We start from the raw sequence: 25,335 nt of genomic DNA on the forward strand, positions 1-25,335 counted from the left end.
ATGAGAAGTTAAGCAGGCTACTTCCCGGTTTTGCCGTTGGTAAACTTCTTGCGCAAATCCTGGATCTGCCCCCGGAACTGCTTATCGGAGTCAATCAGGTCGGAAACCGTCTGCACCGAGTGAATAACGGTGCTATGGTCGCGGCCACCAAAGTGGTAGCCAATGCTTTTCAGGGAGTGGTTGGTGTGCTCCTTGGCAAAGTACATAGCCACCTGCCGGGCAGTTACCACTTCTTTCTTGCGGGTTTTGTCTTTCAGCAAATCCACGGAAATGCTGAAGAACTCGGCCACCGTTTTCTGAATGAAGTCCAGGTTTACCTCGGCTTCTACGTCTTCGATAATATGACGAAGCGCCTGCTTGGCCATTTCCAGGTCAATTTCGCGGCGGTTGAGGCTGCTTTGGGCAATCAGGGAAATGAGTACGCCTTCCAGCTCCCGCACGTTGGTGTCCACGGAGTATGCCAGGTATTCCACCACCTGCGGCGGAATATCAATGCCATCCTGCTCCATTTTATTCTGGATGATGGCCATGCGCGTCTCAAAGTCGGGGCTTTGCAGGTCGGCGGTAAGGCCCCACTTAAAGCGGGAGAGCAGCCGGTCTTCCAGGCCCACCAGGTCGCGGGGCGGCCGGTCGGAGGTCATCACAATCTGCCGGCCCGCCTGGTGCAGGTGGTTGAAGATGTGGAAGAACATTTCCTGTGTTTTATCCTTGCCGGACAGAAACTGCACGTCGTCCAGAATCAGAATATCTACCAGCAGGTAGAAGTTGGCGAAGTCCTGCACGGCGTTGCTGCGCAGGCTCTCGATAAACTGATTGGTAAACTTCTCCGCCGACACGTAGAGCACAAACTTGTCGGAGTTGCTGGCTTTGATGTGGTTGCCAATGGCCTGCACCAGGTGGGTTTTCCCCAGCCCCACGCCGCCATAAATCATGAGCGGGTTGAAGGACGTGGTGCCGGGCTTGTTGGCCACTGCCAAGCCAGCCGAGCGGGCCAGGCGGTTGCAGTCTCCCTCAATGTAATTCTCGAAGGAGTAGGTATTGTTGAGCTGCGAATGCAGGTAATTACGGTCGATGCCCTTGGCAGCCTCGAAAGGGTTGCGCAGCTGCTGCTGGGCCGGGGCGGCCGCGGCAGCGGCCACGTTGCGGGCGCTGGCCGTCATGGCCCCTACGGCCAGTGAACCAGCCGGTGAGGCAGCCTGCGTGGGCGCGGCGGCTTTGCGGGCCGTAGGAATATTAACGGTGCGGGGCTTGTTCTGGCTGTTGCCCTGGTCTACTACAATAGAGTATTCCAGGCGGCCTTCCGGGCCCAGCTCCTGGTAAATACCGCGCTTCAGCTCTTCTACATAGTGCTCTTCCAGCCACTCGTAAAAAAACTGGCTGGGCACCTGAATGATCAGCACGTTGCCCTGCAGCTCAATGGGCACTATAGGCTCAAACCAGGTGCGGAAGCTTTGCTCCCCAATGCTGCTCCTGATGATGCGAAGACAGTTGGCCCAGACGGTACGGCAATCCTTCAACATCAATGAAACTAGAGCAAAAACGCTGGGTTAGAGCAAATAAGAAGAGATGAAAAGGCCTGTCCCCGATAGGGCCATTTTTTTGAGGGAGACAAAAATGTGGAAAAGTCAGCAGAGAAAAAAACTGACTTCTGCTTGCGTTTATCAGGCGGTGTGCACGGGCAGCACCGAAGCCTGCGCTACGCTGGCCCGGCGCGTACCCCGCTCGAAGGTATAATCCAGCCGGCCGAGGTTAATGCCGGACCAGCCTACCTGGTTAATCAGCGTTGCGCGGCCGTCAGGGCTCTTCACGGGGTCGGGCGCATCCAGGAAGGTGTGCGTGTGCCCGCCCAGAATCAGGTCGATGCCGCTGACCTGTGCGGCCAGCTTCCGGTCGTCAATTTTATTGCTTTCGTACTTATAGCCCAGGTGCGAAAGGCAAATAACCATGTCGCACTTTTCCGCGCCGCGCAGTTTGGCTACCATTTCCTTCGATACCGCTACTGGGTCCAGGTATTTTGTAGCGCCGAAGTTGCGGTCGGAAACCAGCCCGGCCAGCTCAATGCCGATGCCGAACACGCCAATGCGGTGGCCGGCTTTCTCAAATACCTTGTAGGGCTGGAAACGCCCGGCCAGCGGGGTTTGGGAGAAGTCGTAGTTGGCAATGAGGAAGGGGAAGCCCGCGTTGGGCAGCTGCTTCTGCAGGCCTTCCAGGCCATTATCGAAGTCGTGGTTACCCAAGGTGGAGGCTTCGTAGCCCATCTGGGTCATCAGCTTCAGTTCCAGCTCCCCCCCGAAGAAGTTGAAGTAAGGCGTGCCCTGGAAAATATCACCGGAGTCCAGCAGCAGCACGTGCGGCTCCTGCTTGCGAATTTGCTCAATAAGCGCCGCGCGCCGGGCCATACCGCCCATGCCGGCCCACTGGCTGGCATTATCGGGGAAGGGCTCAATGCGCGAGTGCATGTCGTTGGTATGCAGAATCACGAGGCGCGAGGCATCGGCGGCGGCAGCCGGGAGGCTCAGGCCCAGCAGGCTCAGGCTGGCAGCACCCAGGGCGCTGTTTTTTAGAAAGTCGCGGCGGTTCATCGTATGCAGTATCTGTTTGGAAGGCGGAGGTCTGGGGGAGCGTGTTTGTGCAACACGCATTCAGAGCTCTTCATTCAGCTTTTTAAATTCCTTACTTCACTCGTCCTTCTACCTTGGCCACTACCGGCTTGCCCTGCTTGGTGAGGGCCTGAATGTGCTCGGCAATGGCGGTGCGCAGCAGCACGCCGGTTTTGCGGGGCACAATGGTCTTGAAAAACGTCATCTGGTCGCCGCCGCCGGCCAGGTAATCGGAAATGGCAATGGTATAAGTGCGCGTGGCATCGAAGGGTTTGCCGCCGATGCGGATATCGGTGGGCTTACCATCGGGCGAGACGGTATAGGTGGCGTTGGAAAAGGCCATTTTCACGCGGGCTCCATAGTCGAACAGCTGCTGCACCACGCTGCCGGGCGCATCCAGCACCACCAGCTCATTCTCGAAAGGCATCAGCTCAAACACGGAGCCCAGGGTGATGTTGCCGGCCGGCAGCTCAGCGCGCAGCCCGCCGTTGGTCATTACGCCCAGGTCAATGTTCTCTTTGAGGGCGGCAGAGGCCCGCTCGCGCTGCAGATCAGCCACAAAGTTAGCCAGCGGCGACTCGCCCGGATTCTTTTTGATAGCTACCGGGGCCGTGCCCAGCACCTGATTCATCTGCTCTTCTACTTTCTGATGATAGGGCGCAATAACGGCCTCCACCTGGGGGTCGGCGGGCAGGGCTTTGCTAACGGGCTGGGCGGTAACGGTGGGCAGCTGCGCCGTGGCCTGGTAAGGGGCCCGCTGGCAAGCCGAGCCGGCTCCCAAAGTCAGCAGCGCGGCAAAGAGTACATTAGAAAAGGAGCGATTCATACGTCATGCAACTGGAGAATTACAAAGGTACGGCGCATTGGTGTCATGTTCCTTTACCGCCTGGCCTTTCCCAGCTCTTAGCTTCTACCTGAGAGAGAATAGCCAAGCCATGAAAAAGCCTGTTACTATACCGTAACAGGCTTTTCAGGTTTGTGTTGGCAGGAAAATCGGTCTGTAGGCTGCGCTTTTTTATAGCTGTTGGAAATCAGGCTGCCGGGGCTGGGCTATTTGCCCAGCTCGTAGCCCAGCAGCAGATTGAGCTGGCCTTTACTCTTACCATAACCGGCATTATACACGTCTGTTCGATCCGCATAGATGAGCTCCAGGTTGATGTTTTTGGTGGCGGAACGCTTGATGCGAAGGCCGGCTCCTGCCACAATCACCCCTCCAAGTGTCTCTTTCCCAGAAGTAATGTATCCTTCTTCCTGGTACTCGTCCCGGGCAAAGGAACCCGTAGTGTAGCGGTTGCGGTACTCGCCATCAGCCTGCAGCAGCACCATGATGGTATAGCCTGCCTGAATAAAGGGGCGCACCTTCCCTTTCATAAAAGTGTAGCTAACCAGGCCGGGAAAATACAGGCTGGTAGTATTCAGCTTGAATTGCTCCCGTAAATTCCCATAGCCCGTTTTCACATCATATTCAGCTGAAAACGTCTGATGGATATATAAAACCTTGAAATTCAGCTCGAGGTTAGGGTTAATGCGGGCCGGAGTTACGCGCAGGGCCAGGCCCACTACCGGATTGAGAGTGGTAGCGGCCTGCGTGCCGTAAGCGCTGGGGCCGGACGCTTTGCCCGGCTGGTAGTACTCAAACCGATTCTGCTGGCCGCCTACTACAATGGCGGGGCTGAACTGCGTTTTACGGCCCAGTACCGCATTAGCTTCCTCCGGTGCCCCTACACACTTATTGTAGAGCTGCACCAGGCGGATAAATTCTGCCTCTGCAAACTTGGCCTTTGCAATAGCCGGCTGCACTGCCAGACAAGCCTGCATAGCAGAAGCCAGCGTGAACTTATATTCGTTAGAATTCTGCTGGTAGTTAACCCCATTCACGTTGCTGACACTGGTTTTGCTGATTAATTCCCGCACGGGTCCATCAGCCTGAATGCGGACATAGTAATGGTCTTTTTCTGCCAGGTCTCTCAGGTAGAGCAAGCTGGCCGGCCCCTGCACCAGCACCTCTAAAAAGCGGGGGCCGCGCACAGAATCCATTACCGCGTCTACCAGGGAAGCCGTGCGGCCGGAGTCGGCCAGGGTAACTATGCCGGTTTCATATACCTGGTCGCCTGTAAAACCATATCCACGCAGCTGACCGGGAAAATACTCTTTGGCTTCGGTGGCCGCCGACGCCCGAAAACGCGCCAGCCGGGCATTGCGCTGGGCACCCCGTGAAGCCACTTCTCCCCGCAGGGTGTCGCCGCTGGTAGTTACTACATAGCCCGGCTGAAAATTTGTCTGAGCAAATAGGAGGCTAGTCCAAAAGATAAAAATGGAACTCAGTAAAAGTTGTTTCATGCACTAGTGAAGTGAGTAGAAAAGATAAAAAGCAGGTAAAGGTACAGTCACAGCGTATCCCCGGGCGGTTTTATCAGTAAATATTATCTACGCCCGAACCGATATCTTTAGGCCGCTTTTCGAGGCTTGATTTCTCACCCCACCCTGCTGCCGTATGGCTGATTCTCCGCGCCCCGTGCCCGTTTCTTTCACTGAGTTTGAACCCGTGACCACCGCGCAGTGGCAGCAGCGCCTGAGCCGCGACCTGAAAGGAGCCGACCTGGCCACGCTGCAATGGCACACCCCGGACGGCCTCACCATGGAGCCTTTCTACCACCGCGAGGCGCTGGAAGTGCTCGGTGGGCCTCTCCCACCGCTGCTGCACACCGCCCCCGAAGGCTGGCGCAACGTGCCCACCTACCAGGTGCCCGCCAAAGAAAACGGCCATGCCGCCATCGACCGCGCCGCTGCCGCTATTACTCTGGGCGCTACTGGCGCGCATTTTGTGCTGGCTGATGCCTCCGGTTTTGATGTAGACTACCTGCACCAGCAGCTGCCCCTGCACGCTACGTATGTGGGCTATACGGTGCACCAGAATCCCTCTGAGCTGGTACAGCGCCTCCTGGTAACCGGTACTTCTTCCCTGCAGGGCTTCCTGAGCTGTGACCCAATTACCAACCACGCGCCCGACCTGAGCCTGCAGCTGATTTCCCTGCGCAAAGCCATTGCCCTCACGCATCCTCACCCCGGATTTCATGCTCTGGCCCTCAATGGCGCCTACTTTGCCAACCGCGGCGGCACTATTACCCAACAGCTGGGCTTTTTGCTGGCCGCTGCCGCTGCGTACCTGAGCGAACTGCCTTCGGGTTTATTATCCGTAGCCGATGTGGCCAAAGCCATGCAGGTGCAGGTGGGCCTCAACCCCTCTTATTTCCCGGAAATGGCCAAGCTGCGCGCCCTCCGCCGTTTGTGGGCTACGCTGCTGCACGCGTATGGCGTGCCGGCACAGATAGCCGAAGCCCTGCCCATATTTGCTACTACCTCTTCCTGGAGCCAGACCACGCTGGATGCGCACACCAATCTGCTGCGCGTAACTACCGAAACCATGGCCGCCGTGCTGGGCGGGGCCGATGCCGTGAGCGTGACGCCCTTCGACAGCGTGTTTCATGAGCCCAATGAGTTTGCGGAGCGGCTGGCGCGCAACCTGCCTATTCTGCTCCGCGAAGAGGCCTTTCTGGGCCGCGTAGCCGACCCCGCCGCCGGCTCCTACTACCTCGAAACCCTAACGGATAAGCTGGCCAGCGAAGGTTGGGGCCTTTTTCAGAAAGTAGAAGTGGAAGGCGGGCTGCCCGCCGCGGCCAGTATGGTGGCCCTGGAGCTGCACGGCGCGGCCCAGGCCCAGTTCCACCGCATTGCCACCGGCGAGCAGGTAGTAGTAGGCACCAACCGCTTCCAGAACCCCCAGGAGAAGTTCGACTTCAACCCCAAAAAGCTCCTGCGCAGCAAAAACTTCGACAGCACCCGCGCTACTTACCCCACCGAGGTGCTGCGCCTGGCCACCGCCCTGCACTTTGAGCGCCGCGAGAAGAAAAACAAGCGCGCCGCCGTGGTATTGCTGGGTCCGGGTACCAACCAGCTGATTCTGGAATCGTTCCTGCGCACCCTACCGCACCACGAGCGGCCGGAGCTGGATGCCGCCCACCCGGAAGGCACGCTCTCCGTGCTGTTTTCCTCTCCCGAGGAAGTAACGCTGATGTACGCCACGCCCACCCAGTTCCGGGAGCTGGCGCGGGTGGTCTACCGCGTAGAGCCCTCCGACGACACCTTTGTACCGCCCACCCTGCTCACCGGCGACCTGGCTACCCTGCAGGAAGGCGTGCGCCTCTACGGCTTCCAGGAATTTACCGTACAGGGCTACAGCACCGAAGACGTACTGGCCCGCCTGCAGGGAAGGTGAAATTGTGAGGTTGTGAAATGGTGAGTTGACGTTCTGCCGGCGCAAAGCTGTGCTATCTGAACAAGACCCACTTTTCACGGCCTGCCAAACTCACAATTTCACCATTTCACAACTTCACTTTTGTCATGAAACCCAACTTCGCCCAGATACCCTATAACGCCGCGCCGCTGCCTACTATTCCCGCGGAGGCCACGGAAACCAGCACGCCGGAGGGCATCAGTCTGCACAGTTTTTACACGGCCGATGATTTGGCGGGCATCAGCCACCTGGGCTTTGGCGCGGGCCAGGCGCCGTACCTGCGCGGGCCCTACGCCAGCATGTACGTGCAAAGCCCCTGGACCATCCGGCAGTATGCGGGCTTCAGCACGGCCGAGGAAAGCAACGCTTTCTACCGCCGCAACCTGGCGGGCGGGCAAAAGGGCCTTTCCGTAGCGTTTGACCTGGCCACGCACCGCGGCTACGACTCCGACCACCCCCGCGTGGTGGGCGACGTGGGTAAGGCCGGTGTCGCCATCGACTCGGTGGAGGATATGAAGGTGCTCTTCAACCAGATTCCGCTGGATCAGATGTCTGTGTCGATGACCATGAACGGGGCTGTGCTGCCCATTATGGCGTTTTACATTGTGGCCGCTGAGGAGCAGGGCGTAACGCCGGAAAAGCTGTCGGGCACTATTCAGAACGATATTCTGAAGGAATTCATGGTGCGGAATACCTACATCTATCCGCCCGCGCCCAGCATGCGCATCATTGCCGATATCTTCGCCTACACCGCCCAGAACATGCCGCGCTTCAACAGCATCAGCATCTCGGGCTACCACATGCAGGAGGCCGGCGCTACCGCCGATATTGAGCTGGCCTATACCCTGGCCGACGGCCTGGAATACGTGCGGGCCGGTTTGGCCGCCGGCATGACCATTGACCAGTTTGCCCCGCGCCTGTCGTTCTTCTGGGCCATTGGCATGAACCATTTCATGGAAATTGCCAAGCTGCGCGCCGGGCGTTTGCTCTGGGCCAAGCTCATCAGGCAGTTCAACCCCACCAACCCCAAAAGCCTGGCCCTGCGCACGCACTGCCAGACCTCGGGCTACTCCCTCACGGAGCAGGACCCCTTCAACAACGTGGCCCGCACCTGCGTGGAGGCGCTGGCTGCCGTACTGGGTGGCACCCAAAGCCTGCACACCAATGCCCTGGACGAGGCCATTGCCCTGCCCACCGACTTCTCGGCCCGCATTGCCCGCAACACCCAGCTTTACCTCCAGCACGAGACGGACGTTACCAAGGTGGTAGACCCCTGGGGCGGTTCCTACTACGTGGAAAGCCTCACCAAAGAGCTGGCCGACAAAGCCTGGGCTCTGATGCAGGAAGTGGAAGAGCTGGGCGGCATGGCCAAAGCCATTGAAACCGGCCTGCCCAAAATGCGCATTGAGGAAGCTGCCGCCCGCAAGCAGGCCCGCATCGACTCGCACAAGGAGATTATTGTGGGCGTGAACAAGTACCGCCCCAGCCAGGAAACGGTAGGCAACGAGCAGCAGATTGAGGTGCTGGACATTGACAACGCCGCCGTGCGCGAGTCGCAGATTGCGCGCCTGAACAAGATTAAGGCCGAGCGCGACAACGCCTCGGTGCAGGCCGCGCTGGATGTGCTGACGGAAGCTGCCCGCACCGGCCAGGGCAACCTGCTGGAGCTGGCCGTGCACGCCGCCCGCTTCCGCGCCACGCTGGGCGAGATTTCCGATGCCCTGGAGAAAGTATACGGCCGCCACCAGGCCACCATTCGCGCCATATCAGGCGTGTATTCTGCCGAAATGGACTACGATCAGGAATTTGCCAAAGCCCGCGACGCGGCCGATGCCTTTGCCCGCAACGAAGGCCGCCGCCCCCGCATGATGGTGGCCAAAATGGGTCAGGACGGCCACGACCGGGGCTCCAAAATCATTGCCACCTCCTTCGCCGATGTAGGTTTCGACGTGGACATTGCGCCCCTGTTCCAGACGCCCGAGGAAGTAGCCCGCCAGGCCGTGGAGAATGACGTGCACGTGGTAGGTGTCAGCAGCCTCGCCGCTGGCCACAAAACCCTCATTCCCCAGCTTATTGAGGAGCTAAAGAAGCTGGGCCGCGAAGACATCCTCGTTATTGCCGGCGGCGTGATTCCGGCTCAGGATTACCAGTTCCTGTATGATGCCGGGGTGGCCGGTGTGTATGGCCCGGGGACGGTTATTGCCGTGGCCGCGCAGGAGATATTGGAGAAGTTGGGGGAGTAAGCCAGATAACTTTAACCTGATTCTTTACTGTTACTATATGGCTGTTCTAGCTCAACAATTAATACTTGACCGTTGCCCACATTGCGGAGTTGATGCACCAACTCTGAATGGTCTTATCATAGGAAACACGAACGGGCCTATTGATACAAGAGATATTACTGGTAATAATCTCAGATTTTGGCGTGTCTATAAATGCGCAAGATGCGGGGGCCTAGTTACAGCAGCAACTCCTAATAATGCAGCGCAAAGTGTAACAGAAATTTATCCAGTACCTGTTGTAGTAGATGATGCCATACCATCTACAGCTAAAGTATATCTCTCACAAGCCATTAACAGCATTAATGCTCCGGCTGGAGCTGTTATGCTTTGTGCCAGTTCAGTAGATTCAATGTTAAAAGAAAAAGGGTATTTAAAAGGTAGCCTATACTCAAGGATTGATCAAGCTGCAAAAGACCATCTTATCACTGAAGCCATGAAAGAGTGGGCTCATGAAGTTCGCTTAGATGCTAATGACCAACGTCACGCAGATCAAAATGCTTCTCTGCCAGATACAGCAGACGCACAACGTGTAATAAAATTTACCCAAGCTCTTGGAGAGTTTTTATTCGTTCTACCTGCAAGAATAGAACGTGGTAAGGCTGATGCACTCAGTTCAGTAAGCAAAACTTCTTAAGAATGCGCAGCGACGACATAGACTAGGAAGACGCCGACATCGATTGGTTTGCCACGGATAGCTACTGCCATATCCTGCACGTAGCCTCCGGTGGCGGAGTCCTGCCTGAATCCGTAGCTTCTTAACTTGAAAGTGCTGCCGGAACTGCATCAGTATTTCCGTTGCGCTAAACCTGCGTCAGTGAGACCCAGCAAGGTTTTAGTAGAAACCTGAATCTGGAGTGCAGATATAAGGCTCCATATAAGCATTTACCTATATTACCGACGTTCAAGCAACCAAGAATGGTTGGGAAATGAATTCTACTATTCTTGAAACCAAGGAGTATATGAACCAGAAGGCCTTTTCCCGGAACAGCCTGTATTTCACCGCCGTTGTAGCTATCAGTATTTGGGCCCTCCTGGCTTGGGACTATTTCCATGGCGGAGTGCCGAGCCACCATTTTTTGGCCAGGGAAGAAATGCCTGCCATTTCTAACTGGTGGGGTGGCGTGCTGCTCCCTCTGCTTACCTGGTTTCTTCTTTATCGCATCAAGCAGAAGAATTACGACCCTAATGAAGAGTATGCCAAGTCCCCTGACTTCCTCCGGCGCGAATTCTGGGGGTTTCTAGGCGGCTTACTGTTTGGGACTTTACTCTCTGTTTTATTCAGTTTAGGCCAGACGGACCTTGCGGGCATGCTGATGCTAGGACTATTAATGGTGGCTTTTTTATTCCCGATTTATCGGCCCGAGTGCCTGCTCGGCTTTGTGCTTAGCATGACCTATACATTCGGGGGAGTGCTGCCCACTATTATTGGTCTTCTACTGTGTGTAATAGGTCTGGTGCTGTACGGTTATATCCGGCCAGCGGTGTTATACCTGGTGTCAAAGGGTGTGCTCCTGCTTTCCCTCTATAAGCAGAAACTCAACAGCTGATAGCAAGTAGCAGTAATTGCACTACTGACGCTGAGCACTTCTGTGATATGGATTCTTATCGAGAATTATAGGCAGCTACTTGTTCCCAATGTAGTTCCGGTAAAAATTGATTGATAAGCGTAAAAGCACTTTTGTAGATAGAAACCAGACTTGCCCATGCGCATTGAAGAAATAGACCAGGAAGACGCCGACATCGACTGGTTTGCCACGGATAGCAACGGCCATATCCTGCACATAGCCTCCGGCGGCGGAGTCCTGCCTGAATCCGTAGCCGCTTCTCAGGAAGTGCTGCTCGAGCTTCATCAGTATTTCCTGACGCTGGCGGAAGCAGAATCGGCGGAGGCGGTGCCGCTGGAAGCGGGTGCGGAGCAGGATGCGCACTTTCAGGGTTTTGCCCGCTATGCGCACCGGGGCCTGTTTTCCTTCGCCAAGGCCCGGCTGCACAACCGGGCTGATGCGCGGTATTATGTGGTGGCCCGGCCCGTTCGGCCACTTACGGTGGCGGAGCTGCCCAAACACATAGCCACGCTGCTGAGCCGAACCCAGCTGCCGGCTTCCGTGGCGCAGCAAACCGCACTGGATATTTCCACCATCTTATAAGTACCATCGGCCCGCCAGTAGCGGGTCGGCTTGGTTTGTAGCTATGCCAATTTCTATGCCTGCCACTACACAGCTCCAATTTCTGGGTCACGCCAGCTTCCGGATTACTACCCCCGAGGGCCGGGTTATTCTCATCGACCCCTGGTACACCAATCTGCAGTTCACGCCTACTTATGCCTGGCAGCCGGAGCAGGTGGATCTGGTGCTCGTCACCCACGGCCACGGCGACCATTTCGACTTCGACCTCCCCGCCCTGCTCATCCGCACCGGCGCCCGGGTAGCGGCGCCCGCCCCGATTCGGTTTTACCTGCAGGAGCAGGGCGTGCCCGCGCCGCAGTGCGAGCCCATGAACATAGGCGGCAGCGTTGACCTGCCGGAAGGCTTGCGCCTGACCATGACGGCCGCCGTCCATCCCGCCCACATCGACCTGCCGGATGGCTCCACCGCCGTCCCGCACGAGGCCGTGGGCTACATTCTGCGCTTTTCCGATAACACGGTGCTCTACGCCGCCGGCGACACCGCCCTGTTCGGCGACATGCGCCTGCTCGCCGACCTCTACCAGCCCACCGTGGCCCTGCTCCCCATCGGCGACCGGTACACCATGGGGCCGCGGGAAGCCGCTTATGCCGCCCGCCTGCTAGGGGTGCCGCTGGTAGTACCGTTTCACTACGGCACCTTTCCTTCCTTAACGGGCACTCCGGAGCAGCTGCAGTCCTTCCTCCAGCCAGCCGATGGCATTACCCTCCAGGCGCTGCAAGCCGGCGAAACCCTGGACTTAAGCCAATTCCTGTAAAGCAAAGCGGCTGACATTCAGCCCCTGGCACAAGCCGGGAAGCGGACAACCAACAGGCACCCAGCTTACTTTGGTCAGCTAACAGGCAGAACAAAATTATGCCTTATTATATACTTTTATTTATTTTAAATTGACTTTAATTAAGTAAATTCTTATTTTCGAACACTAAACAGGGAGGGCTCCGGTAGAAAATAGCGGAAACGGAGCTGTCTGGTAGTCGGGGTTAGCCCGGCTATTGGCTGATGATGATATAAGTGTGGTATGTGTAAGCGGGTGTGGCACCCGGTTTCCCTTCCCAGGTTTCGGTTCCGGGGCCCGGCCATCGGTTGGGCTGGCTTTTTATTTCGGGTCGTGAGCGGGCGGGTAGCCAGCATTACGGGCCGGCTATTTATCTATTCTACCATTACAGCCTGTAGCTATGAAACACTTTTTCCTGGCAGTAGCACTCTTATGTAGCCTAACCACGCAGGCCCAGCCCGCTCAATGGAACTGGGTACAGCCCGTGGAAGGCAGCAACCCACTGGAAGATATTGCCGCCGATGCGTTTGGCAACCTGTATGCAACCGGCACCTTTACGGGTTTTCTCCAGCTGGGCGGTACGCAGCTTAGCAACCCCGGCCTTTGCCTGTATGTGGCCAAGTTCACGCCGGCCGGCCAGCTGGTATTTGCCACTAAGCTCCAGGTCAGCAACACAGCTTTTCCGGCCAGCCTGGCGGTAGATAACCTGGGCAACAGCTACATAACGGGCGTATTCAGTGGCACGCTGCGCCTGGGCAACGAGGTACTGGCCACCAGCAACACCGCCCCCGAAGGTGGCGGGCAGGACATCATGACCCTGAAACTGGCCCCGAACGGCACGGTGCGCTGGCTCCGGCAGATCAGCAGCATCCCCTCCGGCGACGAGTGGGAACCCACCAACACCAGCCGGGCCATAGCGGTAGACGCCATCGGTAACAGCTACCTAACGGGCAGCGTGAGCGGCAGCTCCGTGCAGTTTGGCAGCCGCACCTTCTCCAACCGAACGGGGCAGGCCTTTATTGCCAGCTATTCGCCGCAGGGCGCCCTGCGCTGGGCCAACGTAGCTACCGGTCTCGATGCGGCCCGCAGTGAAGGCGTGCACCTGGCCGTTGATGACAGGGGGAAAGGCTACATGAGTGGGAGCTTTTACGGCGGCAGCTTCACGCTGGGAGGTGCCAACGTGCCAGCCAGCGCCTTCTACAATGATTTTCTGGCGCAGTTTAACCTGAGCCAGGGCCAGGTGCGGTGGGCCCAGGACCCGGAAGGCACGGAAGGCCCCCTGGCCGTAGACCGCAAGGGACATGTATATCGGGCGGGGCAGTTTACGGGCACCGTGGCATTTGGCAAAACCACGCTGCGCAGTACCGGCAACCCCGATATTTTTGTGGCCCGCTACAACAGCCAGGGTCAGCCGGAGTGGGCCACGGCCCTGCCGGGAGAAGGTCCCGGCTACAACTATCCTGAGGACATGGCCGTGGATGCCCAAAATGGCAAAATATACCTCACCGGGATCCGCAGCATCACTTCCGATTTCCAGGCCTTTATTGCGCTGTTGCAGCCCAATGGCAAGGTAAAGCATGTGGAATCGGTGGATGGGCCGGGCACCAGCTCCGGCTTTGCCATTGCCCTGGCTGGACATGACAACCTCTACAACAGCGGCATTTTCACGGGTACCGCGCAGTTTGGGCCTTTCACGCTGTCCAGCGCATTTACCAGCTACTACCTGGGCCGGTATGGCAGCTGGAAAACGGTGCGCTCGGGCAGCCAGGGCATGCTGGCGGCGCTTACGGCCAGCGTTTACCCTATGCCCGCGCATGAGCAGTTTACCCTGCGGCTGGATAGTCGGGAGAAAAACCAGGTGCTACAGGCCGTGCTCTACAACCAGTTAGGCATACCCATAGCCGAGAAAACGCTGCAAAACGCCACCGGCAAGCTGGAAACCGTTTTCGACACCTCGCAGCTACCGCCCGGCCTGTATGTGCTGCGGCTCAAGCAAAACGGGCAGTTGCTCACCAAAACCGTGACGGTGGAGTAGCCCCGGCCCTACCCGGCCTGCATTAGTTGCAGGGCTTCTTCATTGCCCTGCTGCACGGCCAGATCATAGGCCGTGAGGCCGCGCACGTCGCGCAGGGTGGTATTGGCGCCGGCTTCCAGCATGACCTGCACCAGCTGGTTGCGGCCGAACAGGGTGGCAAACATGAGAGCCGTGCCGCCGTTGCCGTTCTGCAGGTTCAGGTCGGCACCGTGGGCAATGAGCAGCCGGGCAATATCGGGGTAGCCTTTAAAGCACACGCCCATCAGGGCGGTGTTGCCGGCGCGGTCCTGCACGTTGGGGTCGGCGCCGGCGGCCAGCAGCAGTTTGGTGGCGTCCTCGTGCTCATCATAGGCGGCTATAATCAGCGGGGTAAAGCCTTTGGCATCCTGGGTATTCACATCTATCTGCTGATCCAGCAGGTGCTGCAGATACGCCACGTCTCCTTTGCGGGCAGCATCAAACAGCAGGTCTTCGGGACGATTGGAGGTAAAGGACATACGACGCAGGCTGAGGGGTTAACAGGGGAACGTACCAGCCATACGCAAAAGCGCGGGCCGGTTATCGTGTTTCGGGCGGCGAGTTTTCGGCCTGGTGGAATAAAAATTTGTTGGTGGCGGCCTGTTGCCCTGCCGGCACCCGATAAAGAAGCAGACTTATCCACTTTAATCTGTTGATAATCTGCTGATAACAGCTGACTCAGGCGGTTGAATTTTTGCACCTATGTGGTAGCAAGAACCTCTATGTCACCCTTTTGCGGGGGCTGATTTGCGTTGTCTTTTTCACCCTGCTTTTTAGGCGTTTTTTTACGCAGCATGTCCAAATGGGCAGGCTGCTTTGTTTTGTCCGGGCAGCAGAAAAAGCAGCTTGGCACCGGACAGGACAAAGAATTTCAGCTGCAATTAGATATCAATAATATTTCATTTTCAGCGTGTCACAAAGCAGGCAGAATGTTCCGTATTTGAATCGTACAGAAAAGGTGCAAAATTTTGACATTTTGATAATCTATTAAAATTACACCTACTTTTCGAAAACAATTTCAAACACCACCCCAATAACCCTTCACATTTTTATGAAAACAACTAAACTATTTGCCTCCGCGCTTCTATTGATGGGCGCCACTTTCTTCTCCAGCTGCAGCAAGCAGGAAGATGTAGCTTCCAAAAATGCTATTAGCGAGGATACCCTTTCTCAAATTAAGGCGCTTGGCTTCAGCACGCACGATGTAAAGCGCGACGGCAACGAGTATGTGGTAGAAGGTGACATCCGCCTTTCGGCCCACGACCTGAACAGCAAAGCTGACGGCAAATTCCTGCGGGTTGGCGAAGAGGAGCAGTACCGCACCACCAACCTGGTAAGCGTAGGCTCTACTACCCGCACCATTTATGTGGCCGTCAGCACTTCGCTGCCCTCAGCCTACGCCACGGCTACCGATGAAGCTATCCGTCGCTACAACGCGGAAGGGCTGCGTATCCGCTTCCAGCGCGTATCCTCGGGCTACAACATTCTGCTGACGAAAGCACCAACCAACGCCTCCTATCTGGCCTCAGCTGGTTTCCCAACGTCTGCTGGTAACCCCTACAACCAGGTTCTGGTAAATTCTACGTACCTGGGCTCTAACCCTGGCACCAACTACCTGGCCACCATTCTCTCGCACGAAATGGGCCATTGCATCGGCTTCCGCCACACCGACTACATGAACCGGGCGTATAGCTGCGGTGGGGCTTACACCAATGAAGGTGCCAGCACCGTGGGCGCTATCCTGATTCCCGGTACGCCTTCTTCCGCCGACCCCAACTCCTGGATGCTGGCCTGCGTGGGCACCGGTGTAAACCGCCCCTTCAATACCAACGACCGCACCGCGCTTAACTATCTCTACTAAGCCCCGGTTGTTTCCCTAAAAAAGCCCCCTGCCAATTGTGGCAGGGGGCTTTTTTCTGTAGTCAGCATTGGTTGATGACGGTAGCCAAGCCTAATGAAGGGGGCGTTTCTTTACCAGGCCACCCTTGGTGTCGCGCACGCTGCTCATCACCACAAAGGCCTGCGGATCGATGCGGTCAATCTCATCGGTAAGACGGGTTACTTCCAGGCGCGTTACCACCGTAAAGATGATATCAATTTGCCCGGGATGCTGTCCGTGCGAGCCGTAGCCGCCTTTTCCTACATACATAGTGGCACCCCGGCCCAGCTTTTCCGTCACCATCTGCCGGATGCTCTCACTGCGCGCTGAAATAATGGTAACGCCCGTGTATTCCTCAATGCCTTCAATAATGAAATCGACGGTTTTAGCGGCCGAAAGGTAGGCCAGCACCGAGTAGAGGGCCGTTTCCACGGAAAGCAGCCAGGCCGCAATGCTGAAGATGAAGATGTTGATGATCAGGATGACATCTCCTACTGACAGCATGGTTTTCTTGCTGATGTACACGGCCAGAATCTCGGTACCATCCAGCACGGCCCCGCCGCGCACGGCCAGCCCAATGCCAGCCCCCAGGAAAAACCCGCCAAACACGGCAATGAGCAATTTATCCTGCGTGAGCGTGGGAAAGGATACCAGTAAGAGTACTACCGCCAGCGCCAGAATGGTAACCAAGGTGCGCAACGCAAAGCCCAGGCCCAGCTGAAAATACCCGAGAATGATAAAGGGAATGTTGATGAGTACAATCAGCAAAGACAGGGAGATACCCGTCAGCTCCGTGGTCAGCAGGGAAATACCGGTTACGCCGCCATCAATAAAGCCATTGGGCAGCAAAAAGCCCTTCAGGCCCAACGCCGCCGAAAATACCCCGGCCAGGAGCATAGCGGCGTGCAGCAGCTCCCGCCTTACACGGCTAAAGGCGGCGGGGCCTGGCGCACTATGCTCTGCGCCAGGGTAAGGCAGATCAGGAATATACGACGGCTGCGCCGCTTCTCTCCTCTTTTTAATTCGCTCTAAAATAAGTTGTTGCAAAAGCATTTGGCAGGCGGTTAGCTTTCAGAAAATGGCCGTTTAACTTCCTCCCACTGCTACTTAGCCTGGGGGTAGCCAAAAGGCTGATGCGGGCAGCCGGTTTGGGTAAGTTACCCAAACGGCCCCTTTCTAGGTTTTTGAAAGCCGCTAAGGCGCGTTGGGGGCAATATCACTTAAAAGGCAGTTGGCCCGCAGTATAGCTTCTCCCTCCGCCGTGGTGTGGCGTGCCGGACAAATTGTGGCCAAAACGGCCAGGTGCTGCCAGGCGGCGCTGTGGCTTAGCCAGGCGGGCCCAAGGCCGTGCGGCACATCCGGGGTGGCAGGTGCCAGGGCTTCCTGGTACAGCCGCAGGGTGGTCGCCAACTGCTGGGCGGGCGTGGCGCCAGCATGGCTAGTGGCAGGGCGCAGCACATAAGGCACTTTCCCGCCTGCTGTTGCCTGGGCGGGTGTAGCCAGGGATAGAGTGGCCCAAAGCGTGCTCAGCAGCAGTAGCACCAACTGCCGACAGCGCGGGAAAAACAAAGCGGCGAATAAGGCTGGCACGGAAGCGGGAGAAAAGCGAATACCTTTCAGGGGTAACGCAGTCGGCAGGATGATGTTTTAATTTTGCCAAGGCAATGGTGGCTATGCGCTGCCGGCAAATCACTGGGCCCGCCTGCTACGTTTCTCTTCGCTCTACTCCTTATGCCTGCTTTCGAGAGTCTACTTCCCCCCTTGCGCGAGGCCGCCGTGCTGGTACCCGTGTACCGGGATGCCAGCGGCCGCCTGCGCCTGGTACTGGTGCGCCGCGGCGAGGGAGGCATCCACGGCGGGCAGCTGGCCTTTCCGGGCGGCAAGCGGGAGTTGCAGGACACTTCCCTGCAGGCCACTGCCCTGCGCGAAACCCATGAGGAAGTAGGCCTGCCCGTGGCTCAGGTGCAGGTATTGACTAAGCTGCCGGTTATTGTTACCATGGTTTCCAGCTTCCGCATCACGCCGTTTCTGGGGCACATTCATCCGCCGGCCCGCTGGCTGCTGCAGTCCTCTGAAATAGCCGAGGTGCTGGATGTAGACGTAGCTGAGCTACTGGCACCGGAAGCTCATACCACCGAGGAGTGGCAGCTGCCGGGCTGGGCCAGCCCCCGCCCCATTTCCTTTTACCGCGTGGGGCCGTATGCTTTGTGGGGCGCCAGCTACCGCATTGTGCAGCCACTCCTGCCCCGCCTGTTAGCCGGAGAATGGCCTATCTAAGCTTTAACCGAGCAGCAACACAGTTTGGCACGAAATTACGTTGCATAGCTGTGCCGGCGGGTTTCGATACGCAATAGCTGGCATTTTTCGCATATGAAACGACTCCTGTTCTTAGCACTTGCCTGCCTGTCCACCATCAATGCCTGGGCGCAGGCCGAGCAAAGCATCTGGTATTTCGGCAACCAGGCCGGCATCAGCTTTGCCACCGGCCAGCCGGTAGCTTTGTCGGATGGTAAGATGAACACCTATGAGGGCTCGGCAGTGGCTACCAACGCCCAGGGTCAGCTGCTGTTCTACACCAACGGCGTAAGCGTGTGGAACCGCCAGCATAAGCTAATGCCCAACGGCCGCCACCTTATGGGTGACGCCAGCAGCACACAAAGCGCCGTTATTGTGCCCGACCCCGGCAGCGGCAACGTGTTCTATATTTTCACCACCGACTTGCAGGGCCGCGGCAACGGCCTGCGCTACTCGGTGGTAGATATGACCCGCGACAACGGTTTCGGCGACGTGCCCCGCGCCAATATGCTGCTCATTACCCCGGTAGCCGAAAAGCTGGTGGCCGTGCGCCACGCCAACGGCCGCGACGTATGGGTGGTAGCGCACCGCTGGAATTCCAACGCCTTTGTTTCCTACCTGGTAACAGCCGAAGGCGTAGCCGGTATGCCCGTAATGAGCAACGTAGGCAGCATGCACGCGGGCCCCGGCCGCAATGCCATTGGCTGCATCAAATTCTCGCCCGATGGCCGGAAGCTGGCCGCCGCGCTGTGGCGGGAAAGCAATAAGTTTGAGCTCTTCGATTTTGACCGTACCACCGGCGTCATCAGCAACCCCCAGCAGTTTGGGCCTTATGAAGAAGCCTACGGCGTGGAGTTCTCGCCCGATGGCAGCAAGCTCTATGGCACCAGTAACGGCGCCGGTGGTGGCGACGCCACCATCACCCAGTTTGACCTGCGCACGGGCAAGGCGGAAAGAGTGGGCAAGTCGGCTAACCGCAAAGTGGGCACCCTGCAGCTCGGCCCCGATGGCAAAATCTACGTGGCCCGCGAAGACAACCCCTATCTGGGCGTTATTCAGAACCCTAACGCGGCGGGTGCTGCCTGCCAGTACGTGGACGATGGTTTTAACCTGGGCGCCAAGCGCAGCAAGCTGGGCCTGCCCAACTTTCTGCGGTAGTTCCAGCCGGCATCCTGCCTAAAAAAGTAGCGTAAGCCTTAGCTTGCGCAGCCGTTGTACCGGATACTTCTCCGGTACAACGGCTGCCTCCACCAGCTCCGGCTTACGCTACTTTTTCTTTTCCCTTGGCCAAGCGCTTCTCCGTTTCCGAATACACTGATGGCATTCTGGCCGGCAACCGCATGCTGCTCAGCCGCGCTATTACGCTGGTAGAAAGCACCCTACCCAGCGACCAGCGCCTGGCTGAACAGGTGCTGGATGCCGTGCTGCCGCACACCGGCCGCTCGGTGCGGGTAGGTATTACCGGCGTGCCGGGCGTAGGAAAAAGTACGTTTATCGAGGCCCTGGGTATGCACCTGGTAGCGGAGCAGGGCAAGCGCCTGGCTGTGCTGGCCGTAGACCCCACCAGCCAGCGCAGCGGCGGCAGCATTTTGGGCGATAAAACCCGCATGAACCAGTTGGCCGCGCACCCCCACGCCTACATTCGCCCCTCTCCCGCCGGCCGCTCTCTGGGTGGCGTTACGCGCAGCACCCGCGAAGCTATGCTGCTCTGCGAAGCCGCCGGGCACGATGTCATTTTTGTAGAAACGGTGGGCGTAGGCCAGAGCGAAACCGCCGTGCACGGCATGGTAGACTTCTTTCTGCTGTTGATGCTGGCCGGTGCCGGCGACGAGCTGCAGGGCATCAAAAAAGGCATCATGGAAATGGCCGATGCCGTGGTCATTACCAAAGCCGATGGCGCCAACCAAATACCTGCCCGCCGTGCCCGCCGCGAGTACCAGAATGCCCTGCATCTGTTTCCGCTGGCGCCTTCCGGCTGGAGCCCGGTAGTAGCTACCAGCTCGGCCTTAACCGGCGCCGGCGTGCCGGAAGTATGGCAGCTGCTGGAAACCTACCGCGCCCAAACACAGGCCAGCGGTTACTTTCAGCAGCGGCGGCAGGAGCAGCATCTGCACTGGCTGCACGAAACTATCCGGCAGGGCCTGGAAGATCAGTTCTATGCCCGCCCCGAGGTACAGACCCACCTGGCCGCCATCCGTCAGCAGGTGCTGGATGGGCGCAAGTCGGCGTTTGCGGCGGCGGCGGAGCTACTAGGAATGAAGTAGTAATTGAAACCAGCAAAAAACCGTCATGTCGAGCGAAGGCGAGACATCTCGCGTGCTGATGTTGCAGTGCTAATCACTGTACACCACACTAGCTAGATGTCTCGCCTTCGCTCGACATGACGGTTTAAAAAAGGCAGACGCTATTGGTCAGCCTACAGATTGGTCTGCCAGGCTTTGCGCAGAGCCAGCTGCTCGGGCGTGGCCTGCGGATTCAAAGTAAAATTGTAGGCCTTCACCTCGTCGCGCACCAAGGTGCGGGCCAGCACTTTCTGCTCAGTGCCGTTGCGACTGATGGTGAGCGTGTAATCGGAGCCGGGCTTGCGGGCCTGCACGGCAGCCAGCAGTTGCCGCAGGTTTTGCGGCGTGACGGCTTCCCCATCCACGGCTAACAGCTTATCGTTGGGCTGCACGCCCTGGGCCTGGAGGTTGGCGGGCACGTTGCTGAACAGAATACCATCCTGACCGGGCCGGAAGCCCAGACCCTCCATGGGAATGAGCCCTACTTTACGGCCGGTGTTCAGCTTGGCATCGTAGCGAATACCCACTTTAGCGTAGTACTCCTGCAGGGGCAGCGGCTCGGCATTCTCCACGTAGCGCGTGAAAAAGTCCCGGATTTCGGGATAGGTCATCTTCGCGAAGTCATCAAAGAAATCCTTCTCGCTTACTGGCTTGCTGGGGCCATATTTTTTAGCCAGCTCCAGCAGGACTTCGCGCAGGCCGCGCTTACCGCCGGAAAGCTCCAGCAACCGCAGGTCCAGCAGGGCGGCCGTCATGGCGCCGCGCTGGTAGATGTTGCCGTACTGCTGCTGGCCTTCATCCTGGAAGGAGTTCAATCCCAGACGCTTCAGAGAATACGTGGTATCGGCGGCCAGGTGGTCGTAGCGTACTTTGCTCTGCAGGGTACTCAGGTAATCATCCAAGGAAATCAGGCCACTGCGCAGCTGCATCATGTGGGCCGCCCACTCCGTGGTGCCCTCATACAGCCACAGGTGCTGCGAGCCGGTGGGCTGCACAAAGTTGAAATGCTCAATGATTTCCGAATGGATATTCAGGGGCGTTACGATGTGGAAGAACTCATGCGCGGCCATATCCGTGATGCTCTGCACGTACTCCGGGGTGAGGGGCTGCTCGCGCAGTACGTACTCGGAGCTGTAGGAATGCTCCCAGGCGCCCTGGCTCTGGTCCTCGAAGTGGTACAGGAAGGCGTAGCGCTTTACGGGCAGCTGCACCAGGAAATTCTTGGCGGCACCCAGCATCTTCTGCATGTCGGCCAGCAGGGGCTCAGCCTTCACCACGTCGGTTTTGGAGTAGCAGTACAGCGCCACTTCGGCGTCGCCGAGCTTGGTGGTGGCTTCTGTGAGGCGACCCAGCAGAATGGGCGAGTCTACGGCCTGGTCGTAATCCTTGGCGTGGTAGTAGCCTTTAGCATCGGGCGTGAGGGCCGAGCCGGCCTTCCAGCCGCTGGGGTAGTTTATTTTGAGCCGCAGCGGCTTGTTCTGCATGCCCTGGGGGTAGCCCAGAATGGTTTGCCCGTTCAGCAGAGCGTGGTCGGCTTCCAGGGAGGAACCGCACATGCGGTAGATGCGGTGCTCCTGCACCTGCGTGTCCCAGGTTTCAGCAATGGTGTAGCGAATTTCCCGGGTTTTCTCGGGGTCGGCCAGCTGCCACTGGTTAGTGGAAATCTGTTTGGCCTCCAGAGGCTTGCCCTTCTTATCAAAGGCCTCAAACTTGCGCACAAAGCGGCCCATATCCATTACCTGGTACGTGCCGGGCGCGGTGGAGGCAAACTGGTAAATGGCCTGATCTTTTTTCAGCTTTTTGGGCAGCTGCAGCCGCACCTGAAACTCATCGGTGGAAACGGCCGGGTCAATGTTAACGGTGTAGGTAAGCTCGGAAGCGGCCAGCGCCGAAAGAGGCATGAAGGCAGCCAGCAGGGCGCCGTACAGAAAGGATTTCATAGAAACGGAAAGGAGGGAAAAACCGGAGGAAGCAAATGCGCCCCGGCCAGAGACGGCCGGGGCGCACCAAGGGTTGCCTGCGTATCAGGCGCGTTTGCGCCGCAGCGTGAGATAATCCAGGTAGTACAGCACCTTCACCGACAAAGAATTATTGTGCGGCGTGTTAATGGTGTTCGATAAGTTATCAAAGTACAGCGGGGTGGCCTGCTCAGCGTTGAGGAAAGAGTAGCCGGCATTCTTCCACACGATGCTTACCTGCGAGCCGGGCGCAAACCACCAGGAGTACACCGCATCCACATTAAAGGCATTGTAGGTGTTGTTGCGGTTACGGCGGTAGTCTACCAGCTCTTCGTCGCCGCCCGGGCTCAGGCGCGCGAAGTCGCGGTAGCGCACATTGCTGGTGTAGTGGCGCGTGCGCAGGGTAAACGACATACGGTTGGTGAAAGTGTAGGCAGCCTGCAGCACGTTGGATACCGTCACCACATCGCGGCGGCCCAAAACCACCTGTCCAAGGAATGGCTGATCCAGCGGCTCGCTGGTACTCATTCCCCCGTTCACGTAGCCAATCTGGTTGCGGTTCAGGCTCCAGTCAATACTGTAGCGGAAATTCAGCTGGTTGTTTACCCGGTAGCGCGGCGAGATGCCCAGGCCTACATCCAGGCGGGCCGGACGCGGCAGCCGCTCGTCCTGCGCATAGGGCACCAGGTTTACATTAACGTCAAGAGCCAGCTTTTTCCGGTAATCCGAAGAAATATAGCTACCCAACACAGCGTAGGCCGGTTTCCGGACAAAGTAGTCGCCCAAGGGGTACTGCCGGGGCTCGAAATAATCACGCGTTACCGGGTACAATTCGAAGTTAAAGCCTGTGCTCAGGAAATTCTTGGTGAACGTGGTATTGAATCCGCCATACACATTCATGGCCTGATACAGAGTGGGCGAATACAGCAAGCCATAATAGGTCCCAAGGTAGGTAGACAGGTTATTGACCTTCCAGAAGGGGTTAAACTTGTTATACCGCACCTGCAGCTCCTGTGAGATATTGTTGTTCCCGAACAGAATACCTAAATCATTGGGGTTGTAGGTATCAGACTCGATGCTGTGATTAAGGCTCCAGGTCCAGTTGCCACTGATTTTGCCCAGGCCCAACTGGTACTTGTAGCCATCCTGGTCATTAATCTTCTGCTCCGAGCCGAACACGTTGCCACGCCGCCGGGAGTACACCACGCGGCCATCCAGGGCGTAGGAGTTTTTCTTGTTGGCAAAGCGGAACAGGCCACCCGTCACGTTGGCATCGTAGGTGCTGCCCCAGCGCGTGACGTTGGTATTGATGAGCGAAACGTAGGAGTTATTTTTCAGAGACTGGTCCAGCACGGCAATGCTGTAGTTGCTGAAAGGCTGCGTAAGCACGTCGCGCTGGGCGCCGGTAGTACTGTCCTGCAGCGTGGCGTACACATCGTTGCTGAGCGCATTGAATATGCCCACGCCCAGTCCGTTTTTCGTGCGGCCCGATACTTTGGTAGCATTCAGCAGGCGGGTGGTGCCGGGGTTACGCACCACAAACTCGCCCTTGTGCCACTGTCCATCGGCTTCCTGGTAGCGCCCCCGCAGCTGCCCGCTCACATTGTAGAAGCCAATGGGCGTGGCACCCACGCGGCGGGAGTAGAACAGGTTGCCTTTGTTGAAGAGCTCGGTGCCCTCAGTGAAAAACGCCCGGTTCTCGTTAAACTTTACTTCGAAGGGCGAGAGGTTGAGCACCTGGTTGTCGCTCTGCACCTGGCCAAAATCGGGCACCAGGGTGGCATCCAGGGTAAAGCTTTCATTGATGCCCCACTTCACATCGGCCCCGCCATTAAAGCTGGTGGTAGTGCGTTTGGTGCCGGCCTGGCTTTCCGGGTTGTGGTTTACATAGCCCGAAATGTAGGGCGTGAGCGAGAGGCGCAGCGGCGGCTGCACGTTCTGCAGACCATGCAGCTCGCCCCACTGGTTCACGAAGCCATCAACGGACGGCTTTACCTCATTCCAGGTATACTGCGCGTTATCGCGCTTACGCATACGCATGAAGTTCAGCCCCCAGAGTTGCTCGGGGGCCTTGCTGAAGCGAATGGCGGAGTACGGAATGCGCATCTCGGCCACCCAGTCGGTGCCCTGAATGGAGGTGCGCGAATCCCACACCGCGTTCCAGTTCCAGTCTTCGCCGCCGGCCGGGGAGTAGCGCGCGTCCAGCTGCACCCCCGAGGGGGTTACGCAGAAGCCGTAGCCGTTGAGCTTGTCATGGTAGGTATCCAGAAAGATGGCAAAGAAGTCGGTGTTGCCCAGGTCGTCGCGCTGGCCCATCTCGCGCATAATAGAGTCCGCCGATACATCGTGCATAATAGCCCCGATGTAGAGGTTGGCGTCGTCGTAAAGCACGCGCACTTCAGTCCGTTGCTTTTCGTGCACGCCGGGGTTGGGCCGCACCTGGATAAAATCGGTGGCAATGGCTGCCTGCTGCCAGATAGCTTCATCCAGCGACCCGTCCAGCTTAATGGATTCCGTGATGCGCACGGCCTGCAGCTGACGGTGCAACACGGGTGCAGCTGCGGCTTTGGCAGTGGAAGTGGAAGTAGTAGGTTCTGACTGGGCGGCGGCCTGCAAAGAGAAAGCTACGCTCAGCCAGCACAGCAGGAATAGCCTGATGCGGGACATGGTGAGAAAGGAAAAGTGGGGCAAATCAGAAAATAAGCGGGGGATAATCAAACGGCGGATAAGCTGG

General features: G+C 57.7%; 20 protein-coding genes. 11 read left to right on the forward strand and 9 right to left on the reverse strand.

Features of this window, described 5'->3' with window-relative positions; genetic code table 11:
* Positions 1-17: 17 nt before the first annotated feature.
* From dnaA to PK28_RS14165, 4 genes are all read right to left on the reverse strand, one after another.
* Positions 18-1,520 carry a chromosomal replication initiator protein DnaA gene (dnaA, locus tag PK28_RS14150; protein WP_044514885.1) on the reverse strand — a complete coding sequence of 501 codons (1,503 nt, stop codon included), beginning with the start codon at positions 1,518-1,520 and terminating at the stop codon, positions 18-20.
* A gap of 141 nt (positions 1,521-1,661) precedes the next feature.
* On the reverse strand, positions 1,662-2,582 hold the full coding sequence (locus tag PK28_RS14155; RefSeq protein ID WP_044514887.1) for a bifunctional metallophosphatase/5'-nucleotidase: 921 nt from the start codon (positions 2,580-2,582) through the stop codon (positions 1,662-1,664).
* Between the two features lie 91 nt (positions 2,583-2,673).
* Positions 2,674-3,426 (reverse strand): 5'-nucleotidase C-terminal domain-containing protein, encoded by a 753-nt coding sequence (locus PK28_RS14160; protein WP_044514889.1) that lies wholly within the window; start codon positions 3,424-3,426, stop codon positions 2,674-2,676.
* Between the two features lie 224 nt (positions 3,427-3,650).
* Complete coding sequence (locus PK28_RS14165) at positions 3,651-4,940, reverse strand: hypothetical protein (protein ID WP_044514894.1); 1,290 nt, start codon at positions 4,938-4,940, stop codon at positions 3,651-3,653.
* Positions 4,941-5,094: 154 nt separating this feature from the next.
* Here PK28_RS14165 and PK28_RS14170 point away from each other — a divergent pair, with 154 nt between their 5' ends.
* The 7 genes from PK28_RS14170 to PK28_RS14195 all read left to right on the forward strand — a co-directional run bounded on the left by PK28_RS14170 (position 5,095) and on the right by PK28_RS14195 (position 14,169).
* Entirely contained in the window at positions 5,095-6,876 is a 1,782-nt protein-coding gene (locus PK28_RS14170; RefSeq protein ID WP_044514895.1) for a methylmalonyl-CoA mutase family protein, read from the forward strand.
* Between the two features lie 125 nt (positions 6,877-7,001).
* Positions 7,002-9,137, forward strand: a complete 2,136-nt coding sequence (scpA, locus tag PK28_RS14175; protein ID WP_044514897.1) for a methylmalonyl-CoA mutase — start codon at positions 7,002-7,004, stop codon at positions 9,135-9,137.
* 37 nt (positions 9,138-9,174) lie between these two features.
* Complete coding sequence (locus PK28_RS19955; protein ID WP_071885154.1) at positions 9,175-9,810, forward strand: DUF4145 domain-containing protein; 636 nt, start codon at positions 9,175-9,177, stop codon at positions 9,808-9,810.
* Between the two features lie 325 nt (positions 9,811-10,135).
* The gene (locus tag PK28_RS14180) at positions 10,136-10,723 is read left to right on the forward strand and encodes a hypothetical protein (protein WP_156126400.1); all 588 of its coding nucleotides are present in this window, start codon (positions 10,136-10,138) and stop codon (positions 10,721-10,723) included.
* Between the two features lie 156 nt (positions 10,724-10,879).
* Positions 10,880-11,323, forward strand: a complete 444-nt coding sequence (locus PK28_RS14185) for a hypothetical protein (protein WP_044514907.1) — start codon at positions 10,880-10,882, stop codon at positions 11,321-11,323.
* Between the two features lie 55 nt (positions 11,324-11,378).
* Positions 11,379-12,116, forward strand: coding sequence for a metal-dependent hydrolase (locus PK28_RS14190; protein WP_044514911.1), 738 nt, complete (start codon positions 11,379-11,381; stop codon positions 12,114-12,116).
* A gap of 418 nt (positions 12,117-12,534) precedes the next feature.
* A complete protein-coding gene (locus tag PK28_RS14195) occupies positions 12,535-14,169 on the forward strand; it encodes a T9SS type A sorting domain-containing protein (RefSeq protein WP_044514914.1) in 1,635 nt (544 codons plus the stop codon).
* Positions 14,170-14,177: 8 nt separating this feature from the next.
* Here PK28_RS14195 and PK28_RS14200 read toward each other — a convergent pair whose 3' ends face one another.
* Positions 14,178-14,666 carry an ankyrin repeat domain-containing protein gene (locus PK28_RS14200; protein WP_044514917.1) on the reverse strand — a complete coding sequence of 163 codons (489 nt, stop codon included), beginning with the start codon at positions 14,664-14,666 and terminating at the stop codon, positions 14,178-14,180.
* Positions 14,667-15,238: 572 nt separating this feature from the next.
* Here PK28_RS14200 and PK28_RS14205 point away from each other — a divergent pair.
* Positions 15,239-16,048, forward strand: coding sequence for a M57 family metalloprotease (locus tag PK28_RS14205; RefSeq protein WP_044514920.1), 810 nt, complete (start codon positions 15,239-15,241; stop codon positions 16,046-16,048).
* 90 nt (positions 16,049-16,138) lie between these two features.
* On the opposite strand, the gene PK28_RS14210 is transcribed toward PK28_RS14205, so the two are convergent.
* A complete protein-coding gene (locus tag PK28_RS14210; RefSeq protein WP_231576172.1) occupies positions 16,139-16,963 on the reverse strand; it encodes a YitT family protein in 825 nt (274 codons plus the stop codon).
* 297 nt (positions 16,964-17,260) lie between these two features.
* Positions 17,261-17,656: a hypothetical protein gene (locus tag PK28_RS14215; protein ID WP_156126401.1), complete on the reverse strand. Its 396-nt coding sequence runs from the start codon at positions 17,654-17,656 to the stop codon at positions 17,261-17,263.
* A 141-nt stretch (positions 17,657-17,797) separates the two neighbouring features.
* Between PK28_RS14215 and PK28_RS14220 the strand changes: the two genes are divergently transcribed.
* The 3 genes from PK28_RS14220 (at position 17,798) to meaB (ending at position 20,625) form a co-directional block, all read left to right on the forward strand.
* Entirely contained in the window at positions 17,798-18,343 is a 546-nt protein-coding gene (locus PK28_RS14220; RefSeq protein ID WP_044514926.1) for an NUDIX hydrolase, read from the forward strand.
* Between the two features lie 93 nt (positions 18,344-18,436).
* Complete coding sequence (locus PK28_RS14225) at positions 18,437-19,519, forward strand: WD40 repeat domain-containing protein (protein ID WP_044514929.1); 1,083 nt, start codon at positions 18,437-18,439, stop codon at positions 19,517-19,519.
* A 125-nt stretch (positions 19,520-19,644) separates the two neighbouring features.
* Entirely contained in the window at positions 19,645-20,625 is a 981-nt protein-coding gene (gene meaB, locus PK28_RS14230; RefSeq protein ID WP_044514932.1) for a methylmalonyl Co-A mutase-associated GTPase MeaB, read from the forward strand.
* Positions 20,626-20,777: 152 nt separating this feature from the next.
* Here meaB and PK28_RS14235 read toward each other — a convergent pair whose 3' ends face one another.
* Entirely contained in the window at positions 20,778-22,583 is a 1,806-nt protein-coding gene (locus PK28_RS14235) for a M61 family metallopeptidase (protein WP_231576173.1), read from the reverse strand.
* Positions 22,584-22,667: 84 nt separating this feature from the next.
* Complete coding sequence (locus tag PK28_RS14240) at positions 22,668-25,292, reverse strand: DUF5916 domain-containing protein (RefSeq protein ID WP_197070421.1); 2,625 nt, start codon at positions 25,290-25,292, stop codon at positions 22,668-22,670.
* Positions 25,293-25,335: the final 43 nt, after the last annotated feature.

Source organism: Hymenobacter sp. DG25B, from assembly GCF_000801315.1.
In the GTDB taxonomy this organism is placed as follows: Bacteria; Bacteroidota; Bacteroidia; order Cytophagales; family Hymenobacteraceae; genus Hymenobacter.

Bases quoted from the DNA above. Each gene is read 5' to 3' on its own strand.
- PK28_RS14185 (WP_044514907.1), top strand. From the start codon at position 10,880: ATGCGCATTGAAGAAATAGACCAGGAAGACGCCGACATCGACTGGTTT.
- PK28_RS14190 (WP_044514911.1), top strand. From the start codon at position 11,379: ATGCCTGCCACTACACAGCTCCAATTTCTGGGTCACGCCAGCTTCCGG.
- PK28_RS14220 (WP_044514926.1), top strand. From the start codon at position 17,798: ATGCCTGCTTTCGAGAGTCTACTTCCCCCCTTGCGCGAGGCCGCCGTG.
- PK28_RS19955 (WP_071885154.1), top strand. From the start codon at position 9,175: ATGGCTGTTCTAGCTCAACAATTAATACTTGACCGTTGCCCACATTGC.
- dnaA (WP_044514885.1), bottom strand. From the start codon at position 1,520: ATGTTGAAGGATTGCCGTACCGTCTGGGCCAACTGTCTTCGCATCATC.
- PK28_RS14165 (WP_044514894.1), bottom strand. From the start codon at position 4,940: ATGAAACAACTTTTACTGAGTTCCATTTTTATCTTTTGGACTAGCCTC.
- PK28_RS14180 (WP_156126400.1), top strand. From the start codon at position 10,136: ATGAACCAGAAGGCCTTTTCCCGGAACAGCCTGTATTTCACCGCCGTT.
- PK28_RS14170 (WP_044514895.1), top strand. From the start codon at position 5,095: ATGGCTGATTCTCCGCGCCCCGTGCCCGTTTCTTTCACTGAGTTTGAA.
- PK28_RS14195 (WP_044514914.1), top strand. From the start codon at position 12,535: ATGAAACACTTTTTCCTGGCAGTAGCACTCTTATGTAGCCTAACCACG.
- PK28_RS14210 (WP_231576172.1), bottom strand. From the start codon at position 16,963: ATGCTCCTGGCCGGGGTATTTTCGGCGGCGTTGGGCCTGAAGGGCTTT.
- PK28_RS14155 (WP_044514887.1), bottom strand. From the start codon at position 2,582: ATGAACCGCCGCGACTTTCTAAAAAACAGCGCCCTGGGTGCTGCCAGC.
- PK28_RS14235 (WP_231576173.1), bottom strand. From the start codon at position 22,583: ATGAAATCCTTTCTGTACGGCGCCCTGCTGGCTGCCTTCATGCCTCTT.
- PK28_RS14205 (WP_044514920.1), top strand. From the start codon at position 15,239: ATGAAAACAACTAAACTATTTGCCTCCGCGCTTCTATTGATGGGCGCC.
- PK28_RS14200 (WP_044514917.1), bottom strand. From the start codon at position 14,666: ATGTCCTTTACCTCCAATCGTCCCGAAGACCTGCTGTTTGATGCTGCC.
- PK28_RS14225 (WP_044514929.1), top strand. From the start codon at position 18,437: ATGAAACGACTCCTGTTCTTAGCACTTGCCTGCCTGTCCACCATCAAT.
- scpA (WP_044514897.1), top strand. From the start codon at position 7,002: ATGAAACCCAACTTCGCCCAGATACCCTATAACGCCGCGCCGCTGCCT.
- PK28_RS14160 (WP_044514889.1), bottom strand. From the start codon at position 3,426: ATGAATCGCTCCTTTTCTAATGTACTCTTTGCCGCGCTGCTGACTTTG.